Source organism: Desulfobotulus sp. (genome assembly GCF_034006065.1).
In the GTDB taxonomy this organism is placed as follows: Bacteria; Desulfobacterota; Desulfobacteria; order Desulfobacterales; family ASO4-4; genus Desulfobotulus.
This window is the reverse complement of sequence record NZ_JAVETM010000009.1, coordinates 25,992-49,139: the sequence shown is the minus strand read 5'-3', so window position 1 is coordinate 49,139 and position 23,148 is coordinate 25,992. Positions and strand designations below refer to the sequence as shown.

General features: G+C 53.8%; 18 protein-coding genes. 7 read left to right on the top strand and 11 right to left on the bottom strand.

The window, feature by feature from the left end; genetic code table 11:
• Window positions 1-8 precede the first annotated feature (8 nt).
• The 4 genes from RBR60_RS05525 (at window position 9) to RBR60_RS05510 (ending at window position 4,048) form a co-directional block, all read left to right on the top strand.
• Window positions 9-557: an ATP-binding protein gene (locus tag RBR60_RS05525; protein WP_320354884.1), complete on the top strand. Its 549-nt coding sequence runs from the start codon at window positions 9-11 to the stop codon at window positions 555-557.
• A 33-nt stretch (window positions 558-590) separates the two neighbouring features.
• Complete coding sequence (locus tag RBR60_RS05520) at window positions 591-980, top strand: STAS domain-containing protein (RefSeq protein ID WP_320354883.1); 390 nt, start codon at window positions 591-593, stop codon at window positions 978-980.
• A complete protein-coding gene (locus tag RBR60_RS05515; RefSeq protein WP_320354882.1) occupies window positions 977-3,529 on the top strand; it encodes an ATP-binding protein in 2,553 nt (850 codons plus the stop codon). The genes RBR60_RS05520 and RBR60_RS05515 overlap by 4 nt, the downstream gene beginning before the upstream one ends.
• 267 nt (window positions 3,530-3,796) lie before the next feature.
• The gene (locus RBR60_RS05510; RefSeq protein ID WP_320354881.1) at window positions 3,797-4,048 is read left to right on the top strand and encodes a hypothetical protein; all 252 of its coding nucleotides are present in this window, start codon (window positions 3,797-3,799) and stop codon (window positions 4,046-4,048) included.
• Window positions 4,049-4,446: 398 nt separating this feature from the next.
• Here RBR60_RS05510 and RBR60_RS05505 read toward each other — a convergent pair whose 3' ends face one another.
• A complete protein-coding gene (locus RBR60_RS05505) occupies window positions 4,447-7,941 on the bottom strand; it encodes a DUF748 domain-containing protein (RefSeq protein WP_320354880.1) in 3,495 nt (1,164 codons plus the stop codon).
• A 695-nt stretch (window positions 7,942-8,636) separates the two neighbouring features.
• On the opposite strand from RBR60_RS05505, the gene RBR60_RS05500 reads away from it, so the two are divergent.
• Window positions 8,637-9,194, top strand: coding sequence for a hypothetical protein (locus tag RBR60_RS05500; RefSeq protein WP_320354879.1), 558 nt, complete (start codon window positions 8,637-8,639; stop codon window positions 9,192-9,194).
• A 358-nt stretch (window positions 9,195-9,552) separates the two neighbouring features.
• A complete protein-coding gene (locus RBR60_RS05495; RefSeq protein ID WP_144685304.1) occupies window positions 9,553-9,756 on the top strand; it encodes a cold-shock protein in 204 nt (67 codons plus the stop codon).
• Window positions 9,757-10,052: 296 nt separating this feature from the next.
• Here the strand turns inward: RBR60_RS05495 and RBR60_RS05490 are convergent, their stop codons facing one another.
• Genes RBR60_RS05490 through eno form a run of 3 tightly spaced genes read right to left on the bottom strand, consistent with a single transcriptional unit; the run spans window position 10,053 to window position 13,917 of the window.
• On the bottom strand, window positions 10,053-11,699 hold the full coding sequence (locus tag RBR60_RS05490) for a CTP synthase (protein WP_320354878.1): 1,647 nt from the start codon (window positions 11,697-11,699) through the stop codon (window positions 10,053-10,055).
• Between the two features lie 59 nt (window positions 11,700-11,758).
• Complete coding sequence (locus RBR60_RS05485) at window positions 11,759-12,580, bottom strand: hypothetical protein (protein ID WP_320354877.1); 822 nt, start codon at window positions 12,578-12,580, stop codon at window positions 11,759-11,761.
• A gap of 56 nt (window positions 12,581-12,636) precedes the next feature.
• The gene (gene eno, locus RBR60_RS05480) at window positions 12,637-13,917 is read right to left on the bottom strand and encodes a phosphopyruvate hydratase (RefSeq protein ID WP_320354876.1); all 1,281 of its coding nucleotides are present in this window, start codon (window positions 13,915-13,917) and stop codon (window positions 12,637-12,639) included.
• Window positions 13,918-14,190: 273 nt separating this feature from the next.
• On the opposite strand from eno, the gene RBR60_RS05475 reads away from it, so the two are divergent.
• Complete coding sequence (locus tag RBR60_RS05475; RefSeq protein ID WP_320354875.1) at window positions 14,191-14,598, top strand: hypothetical protein; 408 nt, start codon at window positions 14,191-14,193, stop codon at window positions 14,596-14,598.
• 16 nt (window positions 14,599-14,614) lie between these two features.
• Here RBR60_RS05475 and pyk read toward each other — a convergent pair whose 3' ends face one another.
• From pyk to RBR60_RS05440, 7 genes are all read right to left on the bottom strand, one after another.
• Entirely contained in the window at window positions 14,615-16,018 is a 1,404-nt protein-coding gene (gene pyk / locus RBR60_RS05470) for a pyruvate kinase (protein ID WP_320354874.1), read from the bottom strand.
• A gap of 60 nt (window positions 16,019-16,078) precedes the next feature.
• Entirely contained in the window at window positions 16,079-17,482 is a 1,404-nt protein-coding gene (holA, locus tag RBR60_RS05465; RefSeq protein WP_320354873.1) for a DNA polymerase III subunit delta, read from the bottom strand.
• A gap of 104 nt (window positions 17,483-17,586) precedes the next feature.
• Window positions 17,587-18,078 (bottom strand): signal peptidase II, encoded by a 492-nt coding sequence (gene lspA / locus RBR60_RS05460; protein WP_320354872.1) that lies wholly within the window; start codon window positions 18,076-18,078, stop codon window positions 17,587-17,589.
• A gap of 342 nt (window positions 18,079-18,420) precedes the next feature.
• Window positions 18,421-21,201 carry an isoleucine--tRNA ligase gene (ileS, locus tag RBR60_RS05455; RefSeq protein WP_320354871.1) on the bottom strand — a complete coding sequence of 927 codons (2,781 nt, stop codon included), beginning with the start codon at window positions 21,199-21,201 and terminating at the stop codon, window positions 18,421-18,423.
• A gap of 104 nt (window positions 21,202-21,305) precedes the next feature.
• Window positions 21,306-21,983 carry a 16S rRNA (guanine(527)-N(7))-methyltransferase RsmG gene (gene rsmG / locus RBR60_RS05450; RefSeq protein WP_320354870.1) on the bottom strand — a complete coding sequence of 226 codons (678 nt, stop codon included), beginning with the start codon at window positions 21,981-21,983 and terminating at the stop codon, window positions 21,306-21,308.
• 20 nt (window positions 21,984-22,003) lie between these two features.
• Window positions 22,004-22,330, bottom strand: a complete 327-nt coding sequence (locus tag RBR60_RS05445) for an AzlD domain-containing protein (protein ID WP_320354869.1) — start codon at window positions 22,328-22,330, stop codon at window positions 22,004-22,006.
• The gene (locus RBR60_RS05440) at window positions 22,327-23,097 is read right to left on the bottom strand and encodes an AzlC family ABC transporter permease (protein ID WP_320354868.1); all 771 of its coding nucleotides are present in this window, start codon (window positions 23,095-23,097) and stop codon (window positions 22,327-22,329) included. The genes RBR60_RS05445 and RBR60_RS05440 overlap by 4 nt, the downstream gene beginning before the upstream one ends.
• Window positions 23,098-23,148 lie beyond the last annotated feature (51 nt).

The following is a 23,148-nucleotide window of genomic DNA, read 5'->3' as shown; positions in this document are numbered from 1 at the left end:
AGTCCGGCATGCATGCCCCATCCTTTTTTTCAGACGATCCTCTTCTTCTTCTGGAAGCCCAGGGTCAGGCCTTAGGCATCAGTCATGAGGAGCTCCGCCGCATACGCATGGAAAGGGAGTTGCGGATCAAAATTCTTTTTCCCGCAGAAACCCGGCAGCTTGAACTGATCCGAAGATTCACCCAAAATACCACGGCTGTGATCCCTGGCCTGGCCCGGGAAACGGCGGACGACATCGCCCTTGCTCTGGATGAAGCCTGTACCAACGTCATTCGCCATGCTTACGGAAACACGCACAGAGACCCACTGATCGAAGCAGAAATCCACATTTCCTCCCAGGCGGTCACCATTGTCCTCACCGATGAGGGAGAACAGGGGCGCGCCTTTCATCCGTCCCAGATTCAGCCCATGGACATGGCAGCCCTGCGTCTGCACCCCAAGGCCGGGGGGCTGGGATTTCATCTCATCCGAAAAATCATGGATGAGGTACACTATGAAAACGAACCTGGAAAACCAAACCGACTGACCATGCGCCGGTATATTACCAGGCAAGGCTGAGCCCCATCCTTGCCCCAGCGCCAAAGGCAAGTCATGCTGTGTTTTATTTCTGTGAGGGTCACCATGCTCGAAATCCGGAGACAAAAAATCAAAGACGTGGAAGTGATCCATCTCCAGGGCGTCCTCAATGCCGACACCAGCCCCACTCTGGAAAACCTTCTGCAGGAACTCAGCCAAGCATCTCTGCCCATGATCCTGCTCTGTGTGGAAAACATTGATTACATCAGCAGTGCAGGCATGGGCTGTTTCATCGGTGCCATCGGGAACATCCGTAAGAAACAGGGCGATCTCCGCTTCTGCGGCATGCAACCCCAGGTAAGACGTATTTTCACCCTGCTGGACATGGACGACTTTTTTTTCCACTTTGATTCCATGGAAAAAGGGCTTGCCAGTTTTGCGCTAAAAAATGAGGATGGTCCATGACGCCCCCCCCTGCGGCAATGTCTCCGCCAGACGATGCGGTGGTTACCTTTGTCAAAAATCTCGGGCAGACGGACTCCCTTGAGGACTTCCAGAATCTGCTCCGCTTTTTTTTTCAAAAACATACGGGAATGGCGATACGCCTGGGCTTTCCCCAACCCGATTTCCCCCATGTTTTCCACTTTCCGGGGCCAGACCCCGGACAATCCACAGCGCCCTTTTCCGAATTTCACCCCGAGCCCCCTTTACTGGAATCCCTCTTAGTCGGCGCTTTGGTCCCTGCTCCCCCTGAACTCTGGCCCGCCACCCACCTCATTCCCATCGGATTCGGCAAAACCCTGCTGGCCCTGCTGGCCTGCACAGACACCACGGGACAAGAGATTTCAGATAAAAAAGTATTCATTCAAAGAGTTGCGGCCTTAGCCGGTTTGGCTCTGAACCATCTTCATACACAAAAGGACCTTGAAAAACGCAAAGCAGCACTGGAACGCAAGGTTTTTGAACTGGCCCTTCTGGAAGAAACCACAGCCTCGCTCATCGCAGACCTCGAAGCCCCGTCCATCGGCAAAAAAATACTGCTCTCTTTGGCAGGTTACCTCACCGCCAATCCCGGACTCCTTTACCTCAAAGACCCCAGTCAAGAGAACGTCTTCATTCGCATGGCGGAAAATGGCATTCCCGACAACGCCCCGCCCCGCACCCTCTTTTTTTCCACAAGGGAACTTCCCTTCCCCTGGCCAGCCCATATCCAGAAGCATACCTCCGCTCCCCAGGCCCTCATCAGCCTCCTTTGCCGCATGAATATGGAAGTGCTCTTTCCCATGATTGATGGCGATCAACTCACAGGTTTTGCTTTTTTCGGAAAAAAAGCCCGAGGAGACGCCTTCCAGGACGCCGAGCTGCGCCTGGGGGCTGCCATGCTTCGTCAGGCTTTGGCCCCCCTGCGCAATGCAGCCCTTTTTTCCGATCTCAAAGAAAACCACGCAGCTCTGATGACTTCCCTGGGCCGTCTTCGGGAAGAAATTGCAGAACGCCAGAGAACCGAAGAAAAACTTCTCGAATACCAGGGAGTTGTGGCGGCTTCCCAGGATCCCGTTGCCCTCATTGACAAGGATCTCTGCTTTGTTATGGTCAACCGCGCCTGCGCCGACGCCTTTGACACCCAACCGGAAAAACTTGCGGGAAAAAACATCGCTCTGGTCACAGACCCTGAGCTTTTCAAACGCAAACTCCAAAATCCCCTGGAACGCTGCCTGGCCGGAGAAACGGTTCGCTTCCGCTTTGCCTGGTCCTTTCCCAAGTGGGGTCTCAGACACATTGACGTGGCAGGCTACCCCTATCAGGGACGCAACCTGAAACCCCAGGCCATTTTCATTTTGCGGGACATCACCCAGATGAAGGAGCTTGAAAATCGCCTTCTGCAATCCCAGAAAATGGAAGCCATCGGAACCCTAGCAGGTGGCATTGCACATGATTTCAACAACATTCTTTCAGGAATTCTGGGATATACGGAACTTGCCCTCTCCAGGCTGCAAAAAGGGTGCGAGGCAAGCGCTTTTATGGAAAAAGCCATCGCCGCCTGCACCCGGGCTTCGGACCTGGTCCGTCAGATCCTTTCTTTTTCCAGAGGGGACAGCAACAACCAGGACATGCGCCCCCTGTGCATGGTGGAAATCACCGAAGACGCCTTAAAACTTCTGCGCGCAAGTCTTCCGCCCAGCCTTGAAATCCAGTTTGACCATGGCCCCAGCCCCCTGCCCATCCTCGGCAATCCCACCCAGATCCATCAGGTTGTCATGAATCTCTGCACCAATGCCGCTTATGCCATGGACAATCAGGGCACCATCCATATACGCCTCAGACCCGTCCACGTGGATGCCGCCTTTGCCTCTTCGGATCCATCTTTTCGCATGGGATCCTATGTGGAACTCCAGGTCCGGGATTCGGGCACCGGCATTCCTGGCGAATACCTCAGCCGCATCTTTGATCCATTTTTCACCACCAAACCCCAGGGAAAAGGAACGGGCATGGGACTTTCCATCAGCCATGGGATTGTGGGACGCCATGGCGGCGTCATCCAGGTGGATAGTACGCCGGGAAAGGGCAGCGCCTTCCGCATCTACCTGCCCATGACATCGGCAAGCACCGGTGCCGCTCCGGAACAGATCATTCATGCCTGTATCCGGGGAACTGAACGCATCCTCATTGTGGATGACGAGACGGAACTCCTCAACCTTGCGGCGGAAATTCTCTCCGAACTGGGGTATGCCGTGACCACCGCCTCAAAGGCGGACAAAGCCCTGACCCTTTTCATGGAGCGCCCCCAGGATTTTGACCTTGCCATCCTTGACCAGGTCATGCCCCGCATGACAGGAGCCACCCTTGCCCAGCACCTCCTGGCCATACGACCCGACCTTCCCATTCTGCTCTGTTCTGGTTTTTCCGAAGCTGTTTCTCCCCCCATCCTTGAGAGCATGGGCATACGCAGCTACCTGATGAAGCCCTTCACAAGAAGCCAGCTGGCGGGCGCGGTGCGCAGACTGCTGGATTGAGATGAAAGCCCCCTCCAGTTTCGGATGCATGGGGATAAAATCCTGATGGAAACCGCACTCCCGCCTTCTGTCTCCCTTTACAGGGCAAAGAGGCGTGGCTATATTCGCCCTTTGAATTGAAAGACCATACGGTCGACTCCAAAAGCATCGTTTTGGCTCAAAAACCACAACGGCCCCAGGCCTGCATGACACGCTTTGTGCCTTATTTTCTGGCAGGCCCCGGCCCAAACCCCTTTTCCTCCCTTATGGGAGATGCAGGAGACCCACATGCTTTACGATACCTTACAAGAACTGCTCCACGCCCGTTTCAGCCAGAAAGCACCGGAAGATATCGTTGTCTTCGTCTACGACGAGGAACTCGCCCAGCTTGAAGAACTGCTCAGCCCCGGTCCCGATGGCCGTCCCATATTCAACCCTCCCCTTGTCTTTCAGAAGGCTGCGGAGCTGGGATATTGGTGTGAAGCGGACTGGGATGAAAAGGGGGGAGGCTTTGTTTTTGCGCCCGAAGCACGGAGATAACGATAAACGCCCCATTCCAGCCTATTAAAAATGCAAAACCAGGTGCCCGATTCCAAGGCCTGGTAACCATAAAAAAACCCCCGAACCCTTGAAAATTCCAGGATTCGGGGGTTTCTAACGTGATCCTCGGGGATCACGGAAAAAACATTGGGAACGGAAATGGTCACCCACAGGTAGGTAAGCTGAAAGAAGAAGCCCTTCATTGGAGGGCGGTGGGCCAGTTTATATAAGGAAGGTGCGGCGCTTCGCCGCCAATCGCTGAAAACATCTCAGACGGTACCCTTTCCGTTCCCCGATTCTCAAAGAAGACAAACCAAGCTGGCAGATCCAGCATTTTTTCATGGCCTGTTTCCTATGGGTCTACTATGTGTATCCCGTAGGGATTTGTCAAGGCATCGTTATCTTATACCCAGAGAAAATTGTACGGAAGGGCTCCCATGGATCCCTGCCTCCCGTATAAAGAGCCTTGCGCCTTCAACGCCCTCCTCTTCGGAAAGCACCTTACGAACCAACTGGGCCCGCTCCCGGCCAAGGCGCATGCGTACGCCCGCATCCACAGGCTCCATGGCCCGGAGGATTTCCATGGCAGAATCCAGGCTTTCCGGCTTTTCTCCCGTTTTCTCCTGGTAGAGAAGCTCGATGATCTTTTCTCTGTGCATGCCTTTGACCATATGAGCGGTAATTTCTGCTTCCAGCTGTTCTGCGGCCAAAGCTTCCGTGTCTTCGGGACCTGTTACAGGCCCTATCTCCAGCTGCAGGCGAGGCCTGTCTCGGAGGCTTTGCCCCAGGACCCTGAGCGTTTCACGGTTTTGTGCATCCAATTGCACAGATCCGGGCTCAAAAAGCACTTCCGAACGCGCAGCCCCGCTCCCAATACCGGAAAGGGCTGTGAAGGGCGACGCCGCCATGCGCACCACAAGCCCGGTGAAAGCCCGCCACAATGTAGGACCTATGCGGAATTGCGGATCATCCACCCGCCCTGCCACAGGTAGATCGATCTGGATCACCCCATGCCTGTCTTCCAGGAGGGCCTGGGCCAATCCCAGGGGAAGATTGGGAGCGTCCGAATCCGGAACCCTTGCGCCCAGACGCAATCCCTCGATGCGAAGGTGATTGGTCATATCCAGACGACTGTCCTCCACCCGCCAGTCCAGGCGCATTCGCATTTTTCCCCGTTCCAGGGGACGGGCCACATGGGTTCGACTGTAGGGAGAAAGACTTGGCAGTTCAAAATCATCCAGATTCAAAGCCAGGGTGGTGGCTCCGAAAACATCCGCCATTTTACCCCTCAGATTCAGGGAAACAGGACTTTGTCCATCTTTAAGGGCTTTCATATCAAGGATGAAAACCCGCTCCGGATTGCCCGTATCCAGCCCCTGTAAAGCACCTCGGATATCAGAAATTTCCGTATGAAAAACCGGAGAAACGGCTCTGTCGTAAAAATGAAAGACATTATCCGCCATACGAAAATTCTGCAGACAAAAAATAAACGCGTCTTTTGGGTCTTCCGCCCTTTCTTTTGGTCCGGCCCCTTCCTTTTCCGGCTCCGTTTTTTCAGAACCTTCTGCCACCCAGAAAGGCCGCATGCCTTCCGCATCCCTGTCCACCCGTATTTTTGCCCCCCGAAGCAGCCCATCTTCCATGCAGAGCATAGGCGGATTTTCCCCAAACCTCACACCGAGAACCTCTAGATGATCAACCCGTAAGAAGGGTTCCCTCTCCTTTTTTCGTGAAACAACAAGATCTCCCAGCCCTGCGGCCGCCGTCATACGGAATCCCTGGTTCTCATCCCAATCCAGTTTACCGGAAAACCGCGCCTGGCCCCTGGACGCGACTACCCCTGCATAGGTTTCCAGATAAGGAGAAAAAGCCTTCAGCCCCAATTTTTCAAGAAAGACATCTGCGGATAAAGAAACAGGGTTCAGTGTCACAGTTCCTGCCCCGCGTAGCCTTCCTTCCTGATTCACAGCCATGGAGACATGCCAGGGCATAACGCCCTCACCGGGCAGAACCACATCCTGAAGATCAAAATCCAGATCCTCCAAAACAAGAGATGCAGGCGTTTTCAAGACATGATCCGTATAATGAATCTTACCGCCGGAAAGGGCAAAATGCCTTAAATCCAAACCCAAAACCGGTAAGTCCTCCTCGCTATCCTTTGCTGAGGTCTCTGGCCCAGCGCCTGCGCCTCCGGGTTCCAGTGTCTCTTTCTCCATCGCAAAGGGCAGACGTATCCCATGGGAAAACCGCTCCACATGAAGCGCAGGGTTTTTAAGATGAATTTTTTCCACATGAAAGATTCTTTTTTCAGGTTCCAACGGACCGCCTGAAAACAAAAGATGATCCATACGAAAAAAAGGCTGCCCCTCTGCCTGGAGAAGGGTCAGCTCCGAAAGACCCGCCTCAAGCTTGGGAATGGAAAAGGAGTCTCCTTCCATGAGAATCTCACCTGTGAGTGAAAAAAATCCTGAATCCAGGTGGCCCTCAAATGACTCCGGAAAATAAGGAGAAAAAACCGGAAGAAAAAGCTCCTGAACCTGGGTGCGTCCCTGGACAAAAAGAGGATCCAATCCCAAGGCCAAATCCCATGCAAAGCGCCCTCCGCTTTGCATGGCAAAAGCGCCGAGAATGCGTCCCCTTTTCCCCGCCTCGGCAGAAAACCCCTGGGCTTCGAGGCGAAAATCCTTCACATTCCCGGAAAAAGCCTGATTCTGTCCATCCCGGGTGAAAGGATCTGTCCAGCTGATTTGTCCATTTTCAAGAATCAAGCGGTTCAATGCCCAGAAAATTTCTGACCTTCCGCCTTCCTCAAGGACAAGGGAAGGAGCTGCCTCGGCTACGCCCCCCCCATCCCCCACCTCCGGTGTTCCTGCATCCAGGACAAGGGGCAATCGGATACCTTCCACCGTACGCTCCAGATAAACCCGCGGCTCCTCGCAACGAATTGTTTCCATCTGATAGACCTGGGCAAGGGGCGCAAGGGGACCACCGGAAAACCGCAGAGTCTTCATATCCAAAAAAGGTTGATCATCCGTATGGCGGATGCGCAGATCCGAAACATGCCCTTTCAGGTGGGGGACGGAAAAAATATAATCTTCAAAAAGGATGTCCATTCCCATGGAAAAAAGTCCGGAAGCCAGCTTTCCGTGAAAAAGATCCGGAATATAAGGCGTAAAAACCGGCAGACCCAACCCTCCCACCCCAGCATGTCCTCGGATGAAAAGAGGATTCAATCCAAGTCCCAGATCCAGGGAAAAAGTGCCCCCGCTCTGTACCCGCCATCCTCCCCACAGCCTTCCCCTCCTGCCAGGCTTTGTGTCCAGAAGAAGACCACGCAAACGCATATCCGTCAGCTCTTCAGTAAAACTACGCCCCGCATCCTGAAAAAAAATCCGGCCCTCGGTGAGGTCAAGCCTCTGAATGAGAAAGGGAAAAAGCCCCTCTTCTTTCTCACCTTCACTCGCTTCTGCGCCCTCCCCCTCGTTCTCTTCTCCTTCACCCGCCCGGATCCCAATTCCCCCCACCTCCAACTCACCCGCCCCATCCATGCGGACATGGACAAAGGGCCTTTCAATATCAAGCCCTGAAATCACTAACTGCCAGGAAAAAAGGCTGCGCCAGATTCCCACATTGACAGCCAGCCGTCCCAGATGCATTCCCGGTTTTTCGGGGTCACCCAGATAGAGATCCTGGATATCAAGGGAAAAACGCAACGGTGAAAAACGAATTTTTCCCACGGAAACAGATTGGCCAATCTGAGCTGCCACTTTTTCTTCCAGCACATACCGAAGTCCCCAGGGGATCCCCAGGACCAGACCTACCCACCCCAGCACCAGAAGGCCACAGACCAAAAAAGCCCAGCCGCGCATCCTTTGAAACGACAATGTTTTCATAATAAGGGTTCCCCTCATCCGATTCTTTTATCCACAGACAAAAATGATTTTTTATTTTTTATCATTTTTTCGAAAGGACACCTACCTTAACACACAACACGATAACAAACTGTAAAAAAAGATGATTTTTACAGAAAAAAGATCCGGCCGCATCTGAAATGAAAAATTTAAAAATTTATTTTACGATTTTTATTGAATTCATTTGAGTTTGGATATAATTTTATTCTGTTACGTCAGCCGTACCAGAGCCCCAAAGAGCAGAGGCTTTTGAAAGGGTTTCCCGCAAAAGACCTCTTTTTTTGTATTCTGCAACGGGTATTCCTGTGGCGCAGACTCTTTTTTTCATCGCAAAATAAATATTATCAGCCTCTTACAAACATCGGATACATACATCACATCATGGACAAAGCCAAAAAAGCACGCATCGAAGCGCAGTTATCCCGTATGATCAAAGAAAACCTCAAAAGCACATCACCGGCTCCAGGGCTTCGGGACTCCCTCCCCACTCGCCCCTCGGCGGCTGCAGGCCATGTCATTCGCAGACGAAAGGGCAATCCCGAAGAACGCATTCCCAGTCCAGCATAAATGTCCTTCATGTCAGCAGAGCGGTCTTTTCTTCATCATCCGCTGACATGCTGCACCAATCCTTCCACGGAAACACCGACTGAGACCTGGGGTCGGGCAGGAGCGTTTCTATGGTTCTGTGCATCGGCATGACACACATTCCCCTCACGGCGCGTTTTGGTGAATTGCTCATTGAAAAAGGGCTGGCCACACCGCGTCAGGTGGATCAGGCCCTTTCCAGGCAAAAGGCCTTACACCTGCAGCACAGACATATCCGGATCGGCGATCTTCTCCACTCCGAATGCGGCATTGACCGCAATGCCATGGAAGAGGTTTTCCTTTCTGATCTTTTTTCCCAGATATTGCTGCGTCTGCGCGGACTCATTGCTGCGGACGCGGATATTCCCGCTCATCTCAGCTGCACACTGATTCAGGCCAGAATCCTCCAGGAAGGAACGGATATCCTGCAAGGAGAAGCGGATATCCATATTGTTTTTCCCGACAACCAGGAACAGACCTTTCTCCTGACCCTTCCCTTTGATTTCCGCTTTTCCGATCACTCCACAAGCATCGATCTGCCCGAAGCCATTGATCAGATCAAAAACGGACTCAACGATGCCATCACCATCTCCCCCTCAGAACAGCGGACCCTTGGCATTACCATAGCCAGCCTGAAATCAGAAACCTGACTTTCCTCCCCCCCCTCTCCTATCAAGCCAGTTTGGACTTTTTTTAAGCCATCCCAGGGAAGACATCCTCATTCCGGATCTCCCCTAAGGTTCTGAAAAGCCTGAGGCAGCGCGGGCCCCGTTCACCCAAGGGACCTTTTTCCCCGGCCATGAAAATACAGCCCATGAATCTCTCCAGGTTTTAAAAAATAATCATTGACAGGGAATCCACAATTCTTTAGGATTTTCACATTCAACAGGTGCAATGCTGTTGGCGGAAAAAAAATGGGCAGCAAACGATCCAAGGATTGTGTGCGAATCCAATCCCTGCCAATTCTGAGCACCACTTTAGATCCACACAGACGTTAAGGAGAAGAAATTGGCAGAAGGCACTGTAAAATGGTTCAATGAGACAAAAGGCTTTGGTTTTATCGCTACCGATTCTGGTCAGGATGTGTTTGTACACTTCTCTGCAATCCAGACCAGCGGATTCAAAACGCTTCAGGAAGGTCAGCGGGTTCAGTTCGATATTGTTAACGGCCAGAAAGGTCCGGCTGCTGACAAGGTTGTTCCCCTGGGTTAATTCAAAATCCTAGAAAATTCTGGCGATCGTCCCCTTGTTTTCATGTGGGACGATCGCTTTTTTATTTTCATAAAATCATTGCCCGAGTATCCCAATCCCACTTCCTTAAAGATCCTGCCACATGCCCGGCGGATAAAAAATCCGCAAGCCAAACCCCATATCATGGTTGGCTTGCGGATTTTTTAAAATGCCAGACGTTTCCAGCCCGTGAACCTGACCAGAAAACGGTAATACCTGTTGGAAAGGGGGCAGGCCTCTTGCCACGGGCCCATTCAAAAGCAGCCTTTTGTTCGGCTTTATACGGAGCGTTTGTTAGCCAGGGCCGCACCAATGAAATCCCGGAACAGGGGATGCGCTGCCATGGGACGGGATTTGAACTCCGGGTGGAACTGACATCCCACAAACCAAGGATGTTCTCCCACCTCCACCATTTCCACAAGCCCTCCGTCCGGAGACATGCCTGAAAAAATCAGCCCTGCCTCTTCCAGAACCTTCAGATACTGATTGTTAAACTCGAAACGATGCCTGTGACGCTCGGAAATATCCCTTTCACCATAGGCTCGGAAAGCCATGCTTCCTTCCTGAAGCACACAAGGGTAAGCGCCCAGACGCATGGTCCCCCCTTTTTCCGATGTGATATCACGCTGCTCCAGCTCACCTGTCCGGGGATTCAGCCATTCTTTGATCAGATGCACCACAGGATCCTGGGTATTGGGAACGAACTCCGTGCTGTGGGCCTTTTCCAGACCCGCCACATTCCGGGCATATTCAATCACCGCCACCTGCATCCCAAGGCAGATACCAAAGTAAGGAATCTTCTGTTCCCGGGCATAACGGGCCGCCAGAATTTTTCCCTCCACTCCGCGTTTACCAAAACCGCCGGGCACCAGAATGCCATCGCCATCGCACAGACGATCCGCAACATTTTCCGACGTCAGTTCTTCGGAATCCACAAAATCGAAAATCACCTTTGCACTGTTGGCAATGCCCGCATGGGCGAGGGATTCATTGAGACTTTTGTAAGAATCCGCCAGGTTCACATATTTTCCCACAATCTTGATGCGGACATCGCTTTCCGGATGACGGAAACCCTTGACAATGCGCTCCCAGGCCTCCAGACGGGGGGCTCGCGTCCAGATACCCAGAAGCTCACAGATCTTATCATCCAGACGCTGCTGATGATAGACAATGGGCACCTCATAGATGCAGTCCACATCCTTGGCCGTGATCACGCAGTCTCCGCCCACATTGCAGTAAAGACCGATTTTACGTTTCAGCTCTTCACTCAAAAGGCGATCCGTCCGACACAAAAGAATATCGGGCTGGATCCCGATGGCCCGGAGGTCCTTGACACTGTGCTGGGTGGGCTTGGTTTTGAGCTCCCCTGCCGTGGCGATATAGGGCACCAGGGTCAGGTGGATATAAAGCACATTGTTCTTGCCTTCATCCGCCCGCATCTGACGGATGGCTTCGAGAAAGGGCAGGCTTTCGATATCCCCGATGGTCCCACCAATCTCAATGATGGCAACATCCACATCCCGCCCAATACGGCGGATGCTTTCCTTGATCTCGTCTGTGATATGGGGAATCACCTGCACGGTGCCCCCCAGATATTCACCCCGCCTTTCCTTCTGAATCACGGCATTGTAAATTTTTCCCGTGGTGAAGTTATTGAATCGGGTCATACGCACGGAAATAAAGCGTTCATAGTGCCCAAGATCCAGGTCGGTTTCCGCCCCATCGTCCGTTACAAAGACCTCGCCATGCTGAAAGGGACTCATGGTTCCAGGGTCTACGTTGATGTAGGGATCCAGTTTCTGGATGGTGACACGCAGGCCACGGCTTTCCAGCAAAGCGCCGATGGAAGCCGACGCCAGCCCTTTTCCCAGGGAAGAAACCACACCGCCGGTTACAAAAATATACTTTGTGCTATTGTTACCCATAATATTCCCAGCTTAAAAAATGAGGTATAAAAAGCCGCAAAACGGTCTTCGCCAGCCCCTTAATCATAACGCCTGCGCAAACGCTCAAGACCTTCTTCAATTTCCAGGAGGGGATCTGATTCCGCCTTCGGAGAGGGAGGCTTCGAAGAAGAATACTGCATCCGCAGATTCGCCGCAGAAAAAAGCCCATCAGAAAAGACCTCCGGCTTCACTTCCTGCACAAGCATGGCCTGCAGCAGTCGTTTTTCTCCCCCAAGGATCTCAATGCGAAGGGGCCAGGCCGCACCGGAACTCACTTGCCAGTCCCAGTATCGGAAGGTGACCTCCCGCATGCCCCCGCCTTCCCCCAACTGGGCAAGGGTAAGGGCCAGAGGACGAAGACTTTCCTTATCAATCAGAAGCCGCGTACCTTCCTCTGCACCCAACCGGTAGCAGATCCGTCCTCCGTAACGGGTCAGCCCGGTCTTTTCCATGTCCATGCCGAGGTTTTCAAAAAAAGAAATCAGGGCGTCTTGATTTCGAATCAGCAGCACCACATAGAAAAGATCTTCAAGCCCTGGTGTTTCTCGGATAATTTTTCCATCCAGCACCAGCAGAAAATCGCCCTTTTCCGTACCCAGGCGCACACGGCGACCATCTCTGGTCTCGCTCCGGAAAGCCTCAGGCACCTTGAACAAAAGACTCTCTTGCACCAGATGGGGCTTTGCCGGATCAGCTCCCTGAATTTCCAGCTGGACGTCCAGGCGCACTTTCTTGGCAGGTCCCATGGCTCGGACCATCAGGTCCACCAGATGCGTCCCATCAGGAACAAAGGCCGTTGCAGATAAGGGGATGAGCAACAGGATAAGGGCCAACCCCAGCCCTTTGCCCAAAACCTTCATGCAAGCCTCCTGCACCGCAAAAGCCCTGAGGTGCTTTCCCGGGATTCCTTTTTTCATCATGCCTTACCGGGAAAAACATTGCCCGCATAAACCGCTGCTTCCCCCAACGCCTCTTCAATACGGATCAGCTGGTTATACTTGGCCACACGGTCACTGCGGGAAAGGGATCCGGTTTTAATCTGACCTGCATTGAGACCCACTGCCAGATCCGCGATAAAGGTATCTTCCGTTTCTCCGGATCGATGGGAAATGACCGTAGCGTACCCTGCTTTTTTGGCCATGGCAATGGCTTCCAGGGTTTCGCTCACCGTTCCGATCTGGTTAAGCTTGATGAGGATGGCATTGGCAATGCCCTCTTCAATGCCCTTTTTCAGGATGGCGGGATTGGTCACGAACACGTCATCCCCCACAAGCTGCACCCTTTTGCCAAGGCGCTTGGTCATGAGAGCCCAGTTCTCCCAGTCTTCTTCCGCAAGACCGTCTTCAATGGAAACGATGGGATAGCGATCCAGAAGCCCCTCGTAGTAATCGATCATTTCAATGGAGGAAAGAACACGCCCCTCTCCTTCCAGGTGGTACGCTCCATCCTTGTAAAACTCGCTGGCCGCCACGTCCAGGGCCAGGGCCACATCCTTGCCCGCTGTATAGCCCGCCGCAGCAATGGCTTCCATGATCAGGGAAAGAGCCTCTTCATTGCTGGCAAGATCCGGTGCAAAACCTCCCTCATCGCCCACAGCCGTATTGAGCCCGCGTTTTTTCAACTGGGTTTTCAGGTGATGGAAGATTTCCGCTCCCATGCGCACCGCATCGGCCATGGTGGGCGCTCCCAGGGGAATCACCATGAATTCCTGAATGTCCAGACTGTTACTGGCATGGGCCCCTCCATTGATGATGTTCATCATGGGGGTGGGGAGGGTATTGGCCGCAATGCCTCCCAGGTAACGGAAAAGGGGCAGACCGTAAGCATCGGCTCCCGCCCGGGCAGCGGCCATGGAAAGGGCTAAAATGGCATTGGCTCCCATACGGGATTTGTTTTCCGTGCCATCGCACTCCAGCATGGCGCGGTCCAGCCCCACCTGATCGGTCACATCATAGCCCAGAATCTCCGGAGCCAGCAGTTCCACCACATTCCGCACCGCAGTACGTACTCCCTTACCCAGGTAGAGAGCCGCGTCCCCATCCCGCAATTCCAGGGCCTCACGCATACCCGTGGAAGCACCTGAAGGTACGGCCGCACGGCCCGTAGCGCCACCGGCCAGCATGATATCCACTTCAACCGTGGGGTTCCCCCTGGAATCCAGCACTTCGCGGGCACGCACATCAACAATTTCCGTCATGGTATGGAATCTCCTTCACCTGGGTTCAATTTGAATAAATATCCCTACGCATTCAACAGGATGATGCTTGGCGGAATGCATTGCCATGGAGGAGGGCATTCATTTTCACAAGGCAATAACCTGTTGAAATCAAAGATTTTCGACAACATACACCAAGGCATTCTCATTGACAAAATCCCATGAACTGATACTCTTCCTCGGGTTTTGTGTCAAGGCAGCTCTTTGGAAGCCTGCCTCCCCTTTCACAGCCATGGTCCTATGGAGAACAAAGCCATGCACGAAAAAAGCCCCTATGAAATCGCCCATCTCCTGGCTGCCGCCGTACGCATTACCGCTTATCAGAAAAAAGGAAACCCGCCGGACGTTTCTGAGGTATGCGCCCTTCTCCATATATCCGCGGAAGAAGGGCTTTTTCTTGTGCGCAAACTGGAAAAAGCAGGGATTCTTGAAAGGGTGGAACAGGCCGGTGCGGAACGGCTTTTTATCCGTGACATGCAGGCCATTGAAGCCCTTCCCAAAAAAAATGAAGGCCCTGAGATGACGACGGAAATCGAAGCCTTTCAGTCCCGCAGACAAAACCGGAATCTTGAGATTGAAAATTTCCAGAAAAAACAAAAGGAAAAACAAAAGGCCCTTTTTGCCGAACTCAACCGCAAGCTCGGCAAAGGGGAATCGCCCTGAAATCCCAGCCCTTTGGCTACAGGATACGGACTTTCACCATATTGGTGGTTCCCCGTCGCCAGATCGGATGACCTGCGGTCAGCACCACACGACTGCCTTCTGTGGCCACCCCTGCCTCCAGGGCCGCATTTCCCGCCTTCTCGATCATGGTATCCGTGTCTTTCACCTCAGGAAAAAGCCTCGGAATACAACCCCAGTGCAGACAAAGCCTGCGGATCACCCTGGCATCCGGACTTAAGGCCAGGATGGGGCAACGGGGCCGAAAGCGGGCAATCTGGGCTGCGGTAAAACCACTGCGGGTCGGAGCCACAAGGGCTGCGGCATCCAGTTCATCCGCAAGAACCGCAGAAGCTCTGGCCACGGACTCGGGCACACCGCAGCCTTCGGGCTTTTTCCGGTAACGATCATGGGGAAAGCGGGTTTCCGCACGGCCGGCAATCTTGGCCATGTACTGCACCGCCTCCACGGGGTAAGCACCCATAGCCGTTTCTTCGGAAAGCATGATGGCATCCGCACCGTCCAGAACCGCATTGGCCACGTCATTGGCTTCCGCCCGGGTGGGCCTTGGGCTTTCCACCATGGACTTCATCATCTGGGTGGCAATGATCACAGGCTTTCCCGCCTCATTGGCCATACGTACCAGATCCTTCTGAATATCCGGCACATTCTCCAGGGGAATCTCCACCCCAAGATCTCCCCTGGCCACCATCAGACCATCGGCCTCAGCAAGAATTTCCGCCATGTTGCCCAGGGCCTCATGTTTTTCAATCTTGGCAATGACCGGCGTATCCTGACCATGGGCCGCCACAAGACGTTTCACCTCCCGGATGTCCTCCCCGCTGCGCACAAAGGAAAGGCCCACAAAGTCCACACCGCACCCCAGGCCAAAAACAAGATCCTCCCTGTCCTTTTCCGTCAGAGCCGGGATGTTGAGGCTCGCAGACGGCAGGTTAATCCCCTTGCCCGAGGTCAGAACCCCACCTGTCACCACCCGGCAGTCAATGTTCGTTTCCCCCTTTTTCAGCACAAGAAGCTCCATCATGCCATCGGCCAGCAGCAGGGTATCCCCCACAGATACATCCCGGGCCAGGCCTTCGTAGGTCACGGAAATGGCAAGGGCCGGATCCGCATTCCGGTCCGTGGAAAGCACCACCTCCGCTCCGGGCTCCAGCCGCACCCCCGTATCCGGCAGTTTCCCCACACGAATCTTGGGGCCGCAGAGATCCTGCAGAATCGCCACAGGCGTACCCAGGTTTTCCGCAACCTCCCGGATGCGACCCACCATAAGGGCGTGGTCGTCATGGCTTCCGTGGGAAAAATTAAGACGGGCCACACGCATCCCCGCAAGGATCATCTTTTCAAGCACCCGCACGTCAGCACAGGCAGGTCCTATGGTGCAGACAATTTTGGTTTTCGGCATAAACACTCCATGGCATAAAATCCGTGCGGGTGGATCTTTCCCACACCGCCGAAAGGATGATCAGTTACCCGTCTCTTCGGGCTTAAGAGTCATGCGAAGAACAAGGGACTCCAGAACTCCCGCAGGGTCCATGCCGGACTTCATGGCAAAATCCGCTTCCGCAAGCAGGCCCATGGCGGACAAGAGAGCCGGAAAACCGAAGCGTTCTGCGCGCAAAAGGGTTTGGTACACGGGATAGGGACTTTTTCCGTTACCTGCAATGCTAAGATCCGTTGCTTTGATTTTTCTCACCTCTTCGGGCTGCCAGCTCTCCCGCATCCGATTCAGATTTTCTTCATATTCCAGAAGCAAAGGCAGTACACGGCTCACAAAGGCCTCGTAGGCCATGCGGCGCGTCCAGGCCCCCCCTTCCGCAGACTGGAGAAAGGCCAGCGCCATCATGAGTTTCCGGAACTGGTTGATCAGGGCAGAGAGCAATTGCAACGGATGCATACCCTCCTCCAGCAATGCGCTGAGCGATGAGAGGGCTTCCGCTGCATTTCGATCCGCCACCGCACCAGTGAAGACAAAAATGGGGTCCTGTCGCGTGCGTTTCAGCAGCCCTTCCACATCCTCAAGAACAATGGCTTTGCGTTTCCCTGCAAAATCCACAAGCTTTTCAAGATTGGCAGAAAGCATGCGCAGGTCAAAACCCGTCAGCTCCAGCAGGCGACTCGCGGCCCTGGGATCAATGGTTTTTCCGGCTTTTCCCAGCACACCCACCACACAGGCCCGCATCATCTCTTCCCGGGCCTCCCGATCCTGGCGACGGTTCCCCGAAGGTACGCTGCAGTCTACCACGCAGGCGGATGCGGCAAGTTTTTTATACAAAACCCGACGCCGGTCCACCTGATCCACGGTGATGAGGAGGTAATGTCCTGCGGGAAATCCCTTTTCCATGGACCGGAGCAGAAGATCTCCCTCATCCATGGAGGCGGGTACCTTCACTCCCCTTTCCAGGCAGGCCTCTGCCAAAGACTGCATCCAGCCTTCATCCTCTTCTCCTTTTTTCTTTTTTCGACCTCCGGGAACCAGAGATTCAAGGCTCACCCCCTTAAGGGCGAGATAACGCACAAAGGGGGGGATGGCCTGGGGAATTTTTCCCTTTTCCATGGCTTTTTTGGCTTTTTCCGCAAGGCCCTGGGCCTCATTGTCCGTATCAAAGAGCCGCGCACCCAGCAAGGCCACAACCTTGCCCGTACTCAGAAGGGAAAAAGTGTTGATCTCTTCCAGAGCCTCTCGCAATCGAACCAGGGCCCCGTCCAGGGTTTCCAGCCCATCACCGGATCCAAGCGCTCCCACAAGGCGCTGCAGGACGCCATCGCAGAGAAAGGACTCCCCATGCACAAGATACACGGGAAAAAAGCCTTCCTTTTTCTGATGCTCCAAGGCTGCGGTAAGCTCCGAATAACGAATTTCCACCATGGAAAAAAACTCTTTCAGAGAAAGACAATGAAAAAAACTGTTTTTTCAGGCACGCGGGCGGATACCACCCCGGCAGGCCCTTTTCAGGGAAAACCCCGTACAGGCTAAAAACCTTCGGGTAGCTTTTTAAACAGCACGTGAAAAACAAAAATCGTCATGCCAATACAGATGGCAGAATCTGCCACATTAAAAGCCGGCCAATGCCAGCCTTTCCAATATACATCAAAAAAATCAATCACATACCCAAATCGAATCCGATCCACCATATTCCCCACAGCACCGCCGAAAATCAGGGCCAGGCCCGTACGTAACCATAAAAAGGCCTGGGGCGTCCTGTGATAGAAAAACAGGATCATGAGTGTGGCAAGCCCGGAGACAAAAAGAAAAACAATTTTACGGATCAGGGCATTCTGACCCGCAAGAAAGCCAAAAGCTCCGCCGGGGTTATGGACATGGGTCAGATCAAAAAAACCGGGAATGATAGGAATGGCGCTGCCATAGACCATGCCCGTATGCACAAAGTGCTTGGTCACCTGATCCAGCATCACCACACAACTGGCTATCCAGAGAAGAAAAAGAAGTCTTTGGCGGGTCATGGCTTTCCTGTGGTTCAGGGTTTCAGAGAAAGACAAAGAAGCCGGGCAGACCCGGCTCCCTTTTTACCATCATAAGGGTCAGGAAAGCATCTTCTTCCCCTGACCGTGCATCCTATACTCCAGATGTCCATCTGTGAAACATCTGAAAATTGGACTGTTGTTCTGATTTTTTTAATGAAACCCTCACCCCAACCCTCTCCCAGTGGGAGAGGGAGCCTTGAGGATATCTTTTTTCTCCCCTCTCCTGTGGGAGAGGGGCCGGGGGTGAGGGCAGAAAGCAATAAACTACCACGATGTTCATCTCTTGGTTTCAGAAATGACCGTGCGGAGTATAAAAACCGTCTACCCGAGGTTCATGGCTTCCAGGGCCTTTTTACAGCGGGAACAGATTTCCGGGTGATGGGTAAAGCTTCCCACACTGTCATCCCGCACCCAGCAGCGTACACATTTTTCGCCCAAAGCCCGTCCTACCCCCACAAAAAGCCCTTCCATTTCCGTAGCACTCAACCCTTCTTCTTTTTCCTTCAGGGTGACGGCACTGACGATGAAGACATCCTGCAGAACATGGACATCAAAGCTTGCAAGCAGAGCCGCTGCCTCACCTCTTGCTGCAAGAAAGACCTCCGCATCCAGGGGATGACCGATGGTCTTTTCCCTGCGGGCCGCCTCCAGCACCTTCAGCACTTCGGAGCGGATGCGGGAGAGCCCGTCCCAGCGGGAAACCAGGCTTGCATCGGAAAGCCCCAGCGGCCTCGGCATGAGGGCAAGGTGGACACTTTCCTCCTTGTCCTGCCACAGGGGCATATGGGTCCACACCTCTTCCGCCGTAAAAGGCAGGATGGGAGCCATCATGCGCACCAGGGCATCCACAATGCGGAACATGGCCGTCTGGGCACTGCGGCGCAATGATCCGGAAGCCGCTTCCGTGTAAAGGCGGTCTTTCAGAATATCCAGGTAGAAGGCCGAGAGATCCAGGGTGCAGAAGTTGTGCAGACCATGGTAGATGGTATGGAAGGCATAGGTTTCATAGGCCTTTTCCACCCGCTCCACCAGATTATCCAGACGATGCAGGGCATAGCGGTCCAGCTCCGTGAGGGCGGCATCCGCCACAGCATCTTTGACAGGATCAAAATCATAGAGATTGCTGATGAGAAAACGGCAGGTATTGCGGATACGGCGATAGGCTTCGGAAAGCTGTTTCAGAATATTGTCTGAAATGCGCACATCATCCTTATAATCCGAAGCCGCCACCCAGAGTCTTAAAATCTCCGCCCCATGCTGCTGGATGACCTTATCCGGCGCAATGACGTTGCCCACAGACTTGGACATCTTGCGGCCTTCACCGTCCACCACAAAGCCATGGGTCAGAACGGATTTGTAGGGCGCTTTGCCTTTAAGCCCCACGGAAGTGAGAAGCGAGCTGTGAAACCATCCCCTGTGCTGATCGCTGCCCTCCAGATAGAGATCCGCAGGCCAGGAAAGCACCTCCTTTCTTTCCTCCAGAACGGCCATGTGGCTGACACCGGAGTCAAACCACACATCGAGGATATCGCTTTCCTTCACAAAATGGGTGGCTCCGCAGTCCGCGCACTTTGCATCCCCTGCCAGAAAATGGCTGGCCTCCTGCTCAAACCAGACATCGGCCCCCTTCTCCAGGAAGGTCTCATATACCCGGTCCACGGTTTCCCGGTTCATGAACAGGCTGCCGCAGTCCGCACAGTAGAACATGGGAATGGGAACGCCCCAGGAACGCTGACGGGAGACACACCAGTCCGGACGGTTGGCGATCATGCCGAAAATCCGCTCCCGGCCCCATTTGGGAATCCACTGCACCCGGTCGATTTCTTCCAGGGCATTTTTTCTTAAATCATTATTTTCCATGGAAATGAACCACTGGGGCGTTGCCCGGAAAATCACGGGCTTCTTGCAGCGCCAGCAGTGGGGGTAGCTGTGGCTCATGTCCATGCGATGCACAAGATGACCGGCCTCAGCGAGCTTTTCCATGACCTTCTCATTGGCCTTGAACACAAAAAGCCCTGCCAGCTCTTCCCCCACCTCTGCGGTATAGCAGCCGTTATCTTCTACGGGCGAATAGGGTTCAAGGCCGTAGCGGCCCCCCACGATGTAGTCATCCGCCCCATGGCCGGGGGCGGTGTGTACACAGCCCGTTCCCGCTTCCAGGGTCACATGCCCGCCCATCATGATGGGAGAAGGCCGGTCATAAAAGGGATGCTGGCAAAGAAGATTCTCCAGTTCACTTCCCGTCCATTCCCGGACAAGGGCGTAATTTTCCTGACCAAAGGTCTTCATGAGGTCAGAAACCAGCTCCTTGGCCACAATGCGGATACGGCTACCCATATCCACAGCCGCATAGGTGAAATCCGGATGCAGACAGATACCGAGGTTGGCGGGAATGGTCCAGGGCGTTGTGGTCCAGATGAGAACATCCGCAGGCTTTTCAAGGCCAAGATCCGCCTTCAGGGGAAAGGCCACAAAAATGGAAGGAGAACGTTCATCCTTGTGCTCGATTTCCGCTTCCGCCAGAGCCGTCTGGCAGCTGCAGCACCAGTGGATGGGTTTTTTGCCCCGGTACAGGCCACCGTTCAAGGCAAAAAGACCGCAGGCCTTTGCAATGGCCGCCTCATAGGCAAAGGCCATGGTCTGATAGGGATTGTCCCACTCGCCCATGCCGCCCAACCGTTTGAACTCTTCCCGCTGCACGTCCAGAAACCCCCTGGCGTAATCCCGGCACTCCTTGCGGATTTCCACGGTGCTGAGGCTTTCCTTTTTCTTGCCGAGTTTTTTATCCACATTGTGCTCAATGGGAAGGCCATGGCAGTCCCAGCCCGGCACATAGGGGGCGTCAAAGCCCGCCATCTGCCGGGAACGCACAATGATATCCTTTAAAATCTTATTTAAAGCCGTACCAATATGAATATTGCCGTTGGCATAGGGAGGACCGTCGTGCAGGATGAACTTGGGCCGTCCGGCGCTGGCGGAACGGATTTTGGCATAAAGGTTCCGGCTTTCCCAGTCCGCCAGCTGCACAGGCTCACGCTGGGTGAGGCCTGCTTTCATGGGAAAATCCGTTACCGGAAGGTTCAGGGTTTTTTTATAGTCCATCGGGAAAATCCTCCAGTTGCTGCCGTGTTGATGGTAAAAGCTGGTTATCTAAGGTATTTTCTTCCGGCATGTCAAGGAAAGGCTAAAAAAATCATCCGCTTAAATCATGTTCCTGCTTTCCGGCCCAAAGGAGTGATCTCCACAATCCGACGCTCCCCTCCGCCAAAGGGCAGGGCATAGCCATGCTCCTTGATATCAAGATCTGAAAAGAGATCAAGGGTAAGATCCGTTTCTTCGCTCCCTTCCGGGCCTTTCATGGCAAGGATGCTCCCCGACGGGGCCAGCAGGGGAAGACTTAACCCCACAAAACGATCCAGTGCGGTAAAGGCCCTGGAGACGATACAGGAAAAACCCTTGCCAGCGATGTCACTGCCGGGAAGGGTCTCCACCCGCAGGTGCAGGGCGCGGGCGTTTTTCAGACCAAGGGTTCGGATCACATCCCGGACAAAGACCATTTTCTTTTCCACACTGTCCACCATGAGAACCTCCAGATCCGGACGCATCACGGCAATGACCATACCGGGAAAACCACCTCCGGAGCCCATGTCCAGAACCGAACCCGAGGCGGGCAGATGGGGCAGGATGGCAAGGGAATCCAGCACATGCTTTTCCGCGACCTCCATGGGATCGGTGATGGCCGTGAGGTTCACCTTCTGATTCCAGCGCAAAAGGCTTGTGGCATGAAGGGCCAGAGCGGAAAGAACCTGATCCTTCAGGTCGAAACCCAGAACCAAAGCCCCTTCCGCCACCTTTTCACACCAGGCCCTGTCTCCTGTCTGCATGGCTTCTCTCCTTTTGTATATCAAAACCAGCCCGTCTTTCCCAAAAGCCAGAACATCCCCATGCCCGCCACAAGGGTGATTCCCAGAGACCGGGTCCAGAGGGCCACCATGAGGGTGGGGAATGCCACCAGAAGCTCCGGCCGCATGAAATCCAGAACCCGTGGCGTGCCGGAGGTGATGAGATAGGGCACCAGCAGAGCGGAAAGGATGGCCACAGGAATCAGATCCAGCCACTCCTCAAGAAGGGCGGGCAGCTTCCGGCGGCTCAGAAAAAAAAGGGGTACCCAGCGGGGCAGAAAACTGACAAGCCCCATGCCCAGTACCAGAAAAAGGTAGTCCGAACTCATGATTCCCTCACCTTCCTGCCCGAAGCCAGGGCCAGACGCTTCAGAAAAAGCCCCACCGTGGCCCCCGTCACAGCACCCACCACAATAAAGGCATTGCCTGGAATAAAAAGGGCGGCAAGGGTTCCCGCAAGGGCAGCCGCAAGGCCGGTGAGCACATAGAGAAGGCCGTTCAGCTGAAACACCAGAAGACAGATGAACATGGCAATGAGGGCATAGTCGATGCCAAAGGCCGAAGGGGCAATGAAACGCCCGAAAATCCCCCCCAGCACGGTGCTGCCCACCCAGGCGGCATAGGCGAAAAAACTTGCGGATATGGCCGATGTCAAAGACCAGGCTCCTGCCTTGAGACGGCTTGTGTTCACCGCAAAGGTTTCATCCACAATGAAGCAGGCCAGAAGACTTAAACGGCTGCGGGATTCTCCCCGGTACCAGACCGCAAGGGAAGAGGACATGAGCAGATGCCGGAGGTTCACCATGAAAGTGGTCAGAATCACGGCAAGGGCCGAAGCCCCCGCATCCAGCATGGACACGGCAATGAACTGCCCGGAACCGGCAAAGACGAGAAAAGACATAAAAAAAATGTGCAGGCCCGAAAGCCCCGCCTTTTCCGCCAGTACGCCAAAGGCAAGGCCTAAGGGGAAATATCCCACACAGATGGGCCAGATGGCCCGCATCCCCTGCCAGATCCCCTCTTTTTTCATAAAAAAAGCCATGCCGTAAAACCCCGCACCCCGAAAGGATTTTTTCAGATCGTAAAACAACTGCATCAAAAAAACCTGCGGATTTTAGAAGAAAGGAGGGGACAAGTCAAACTTCGG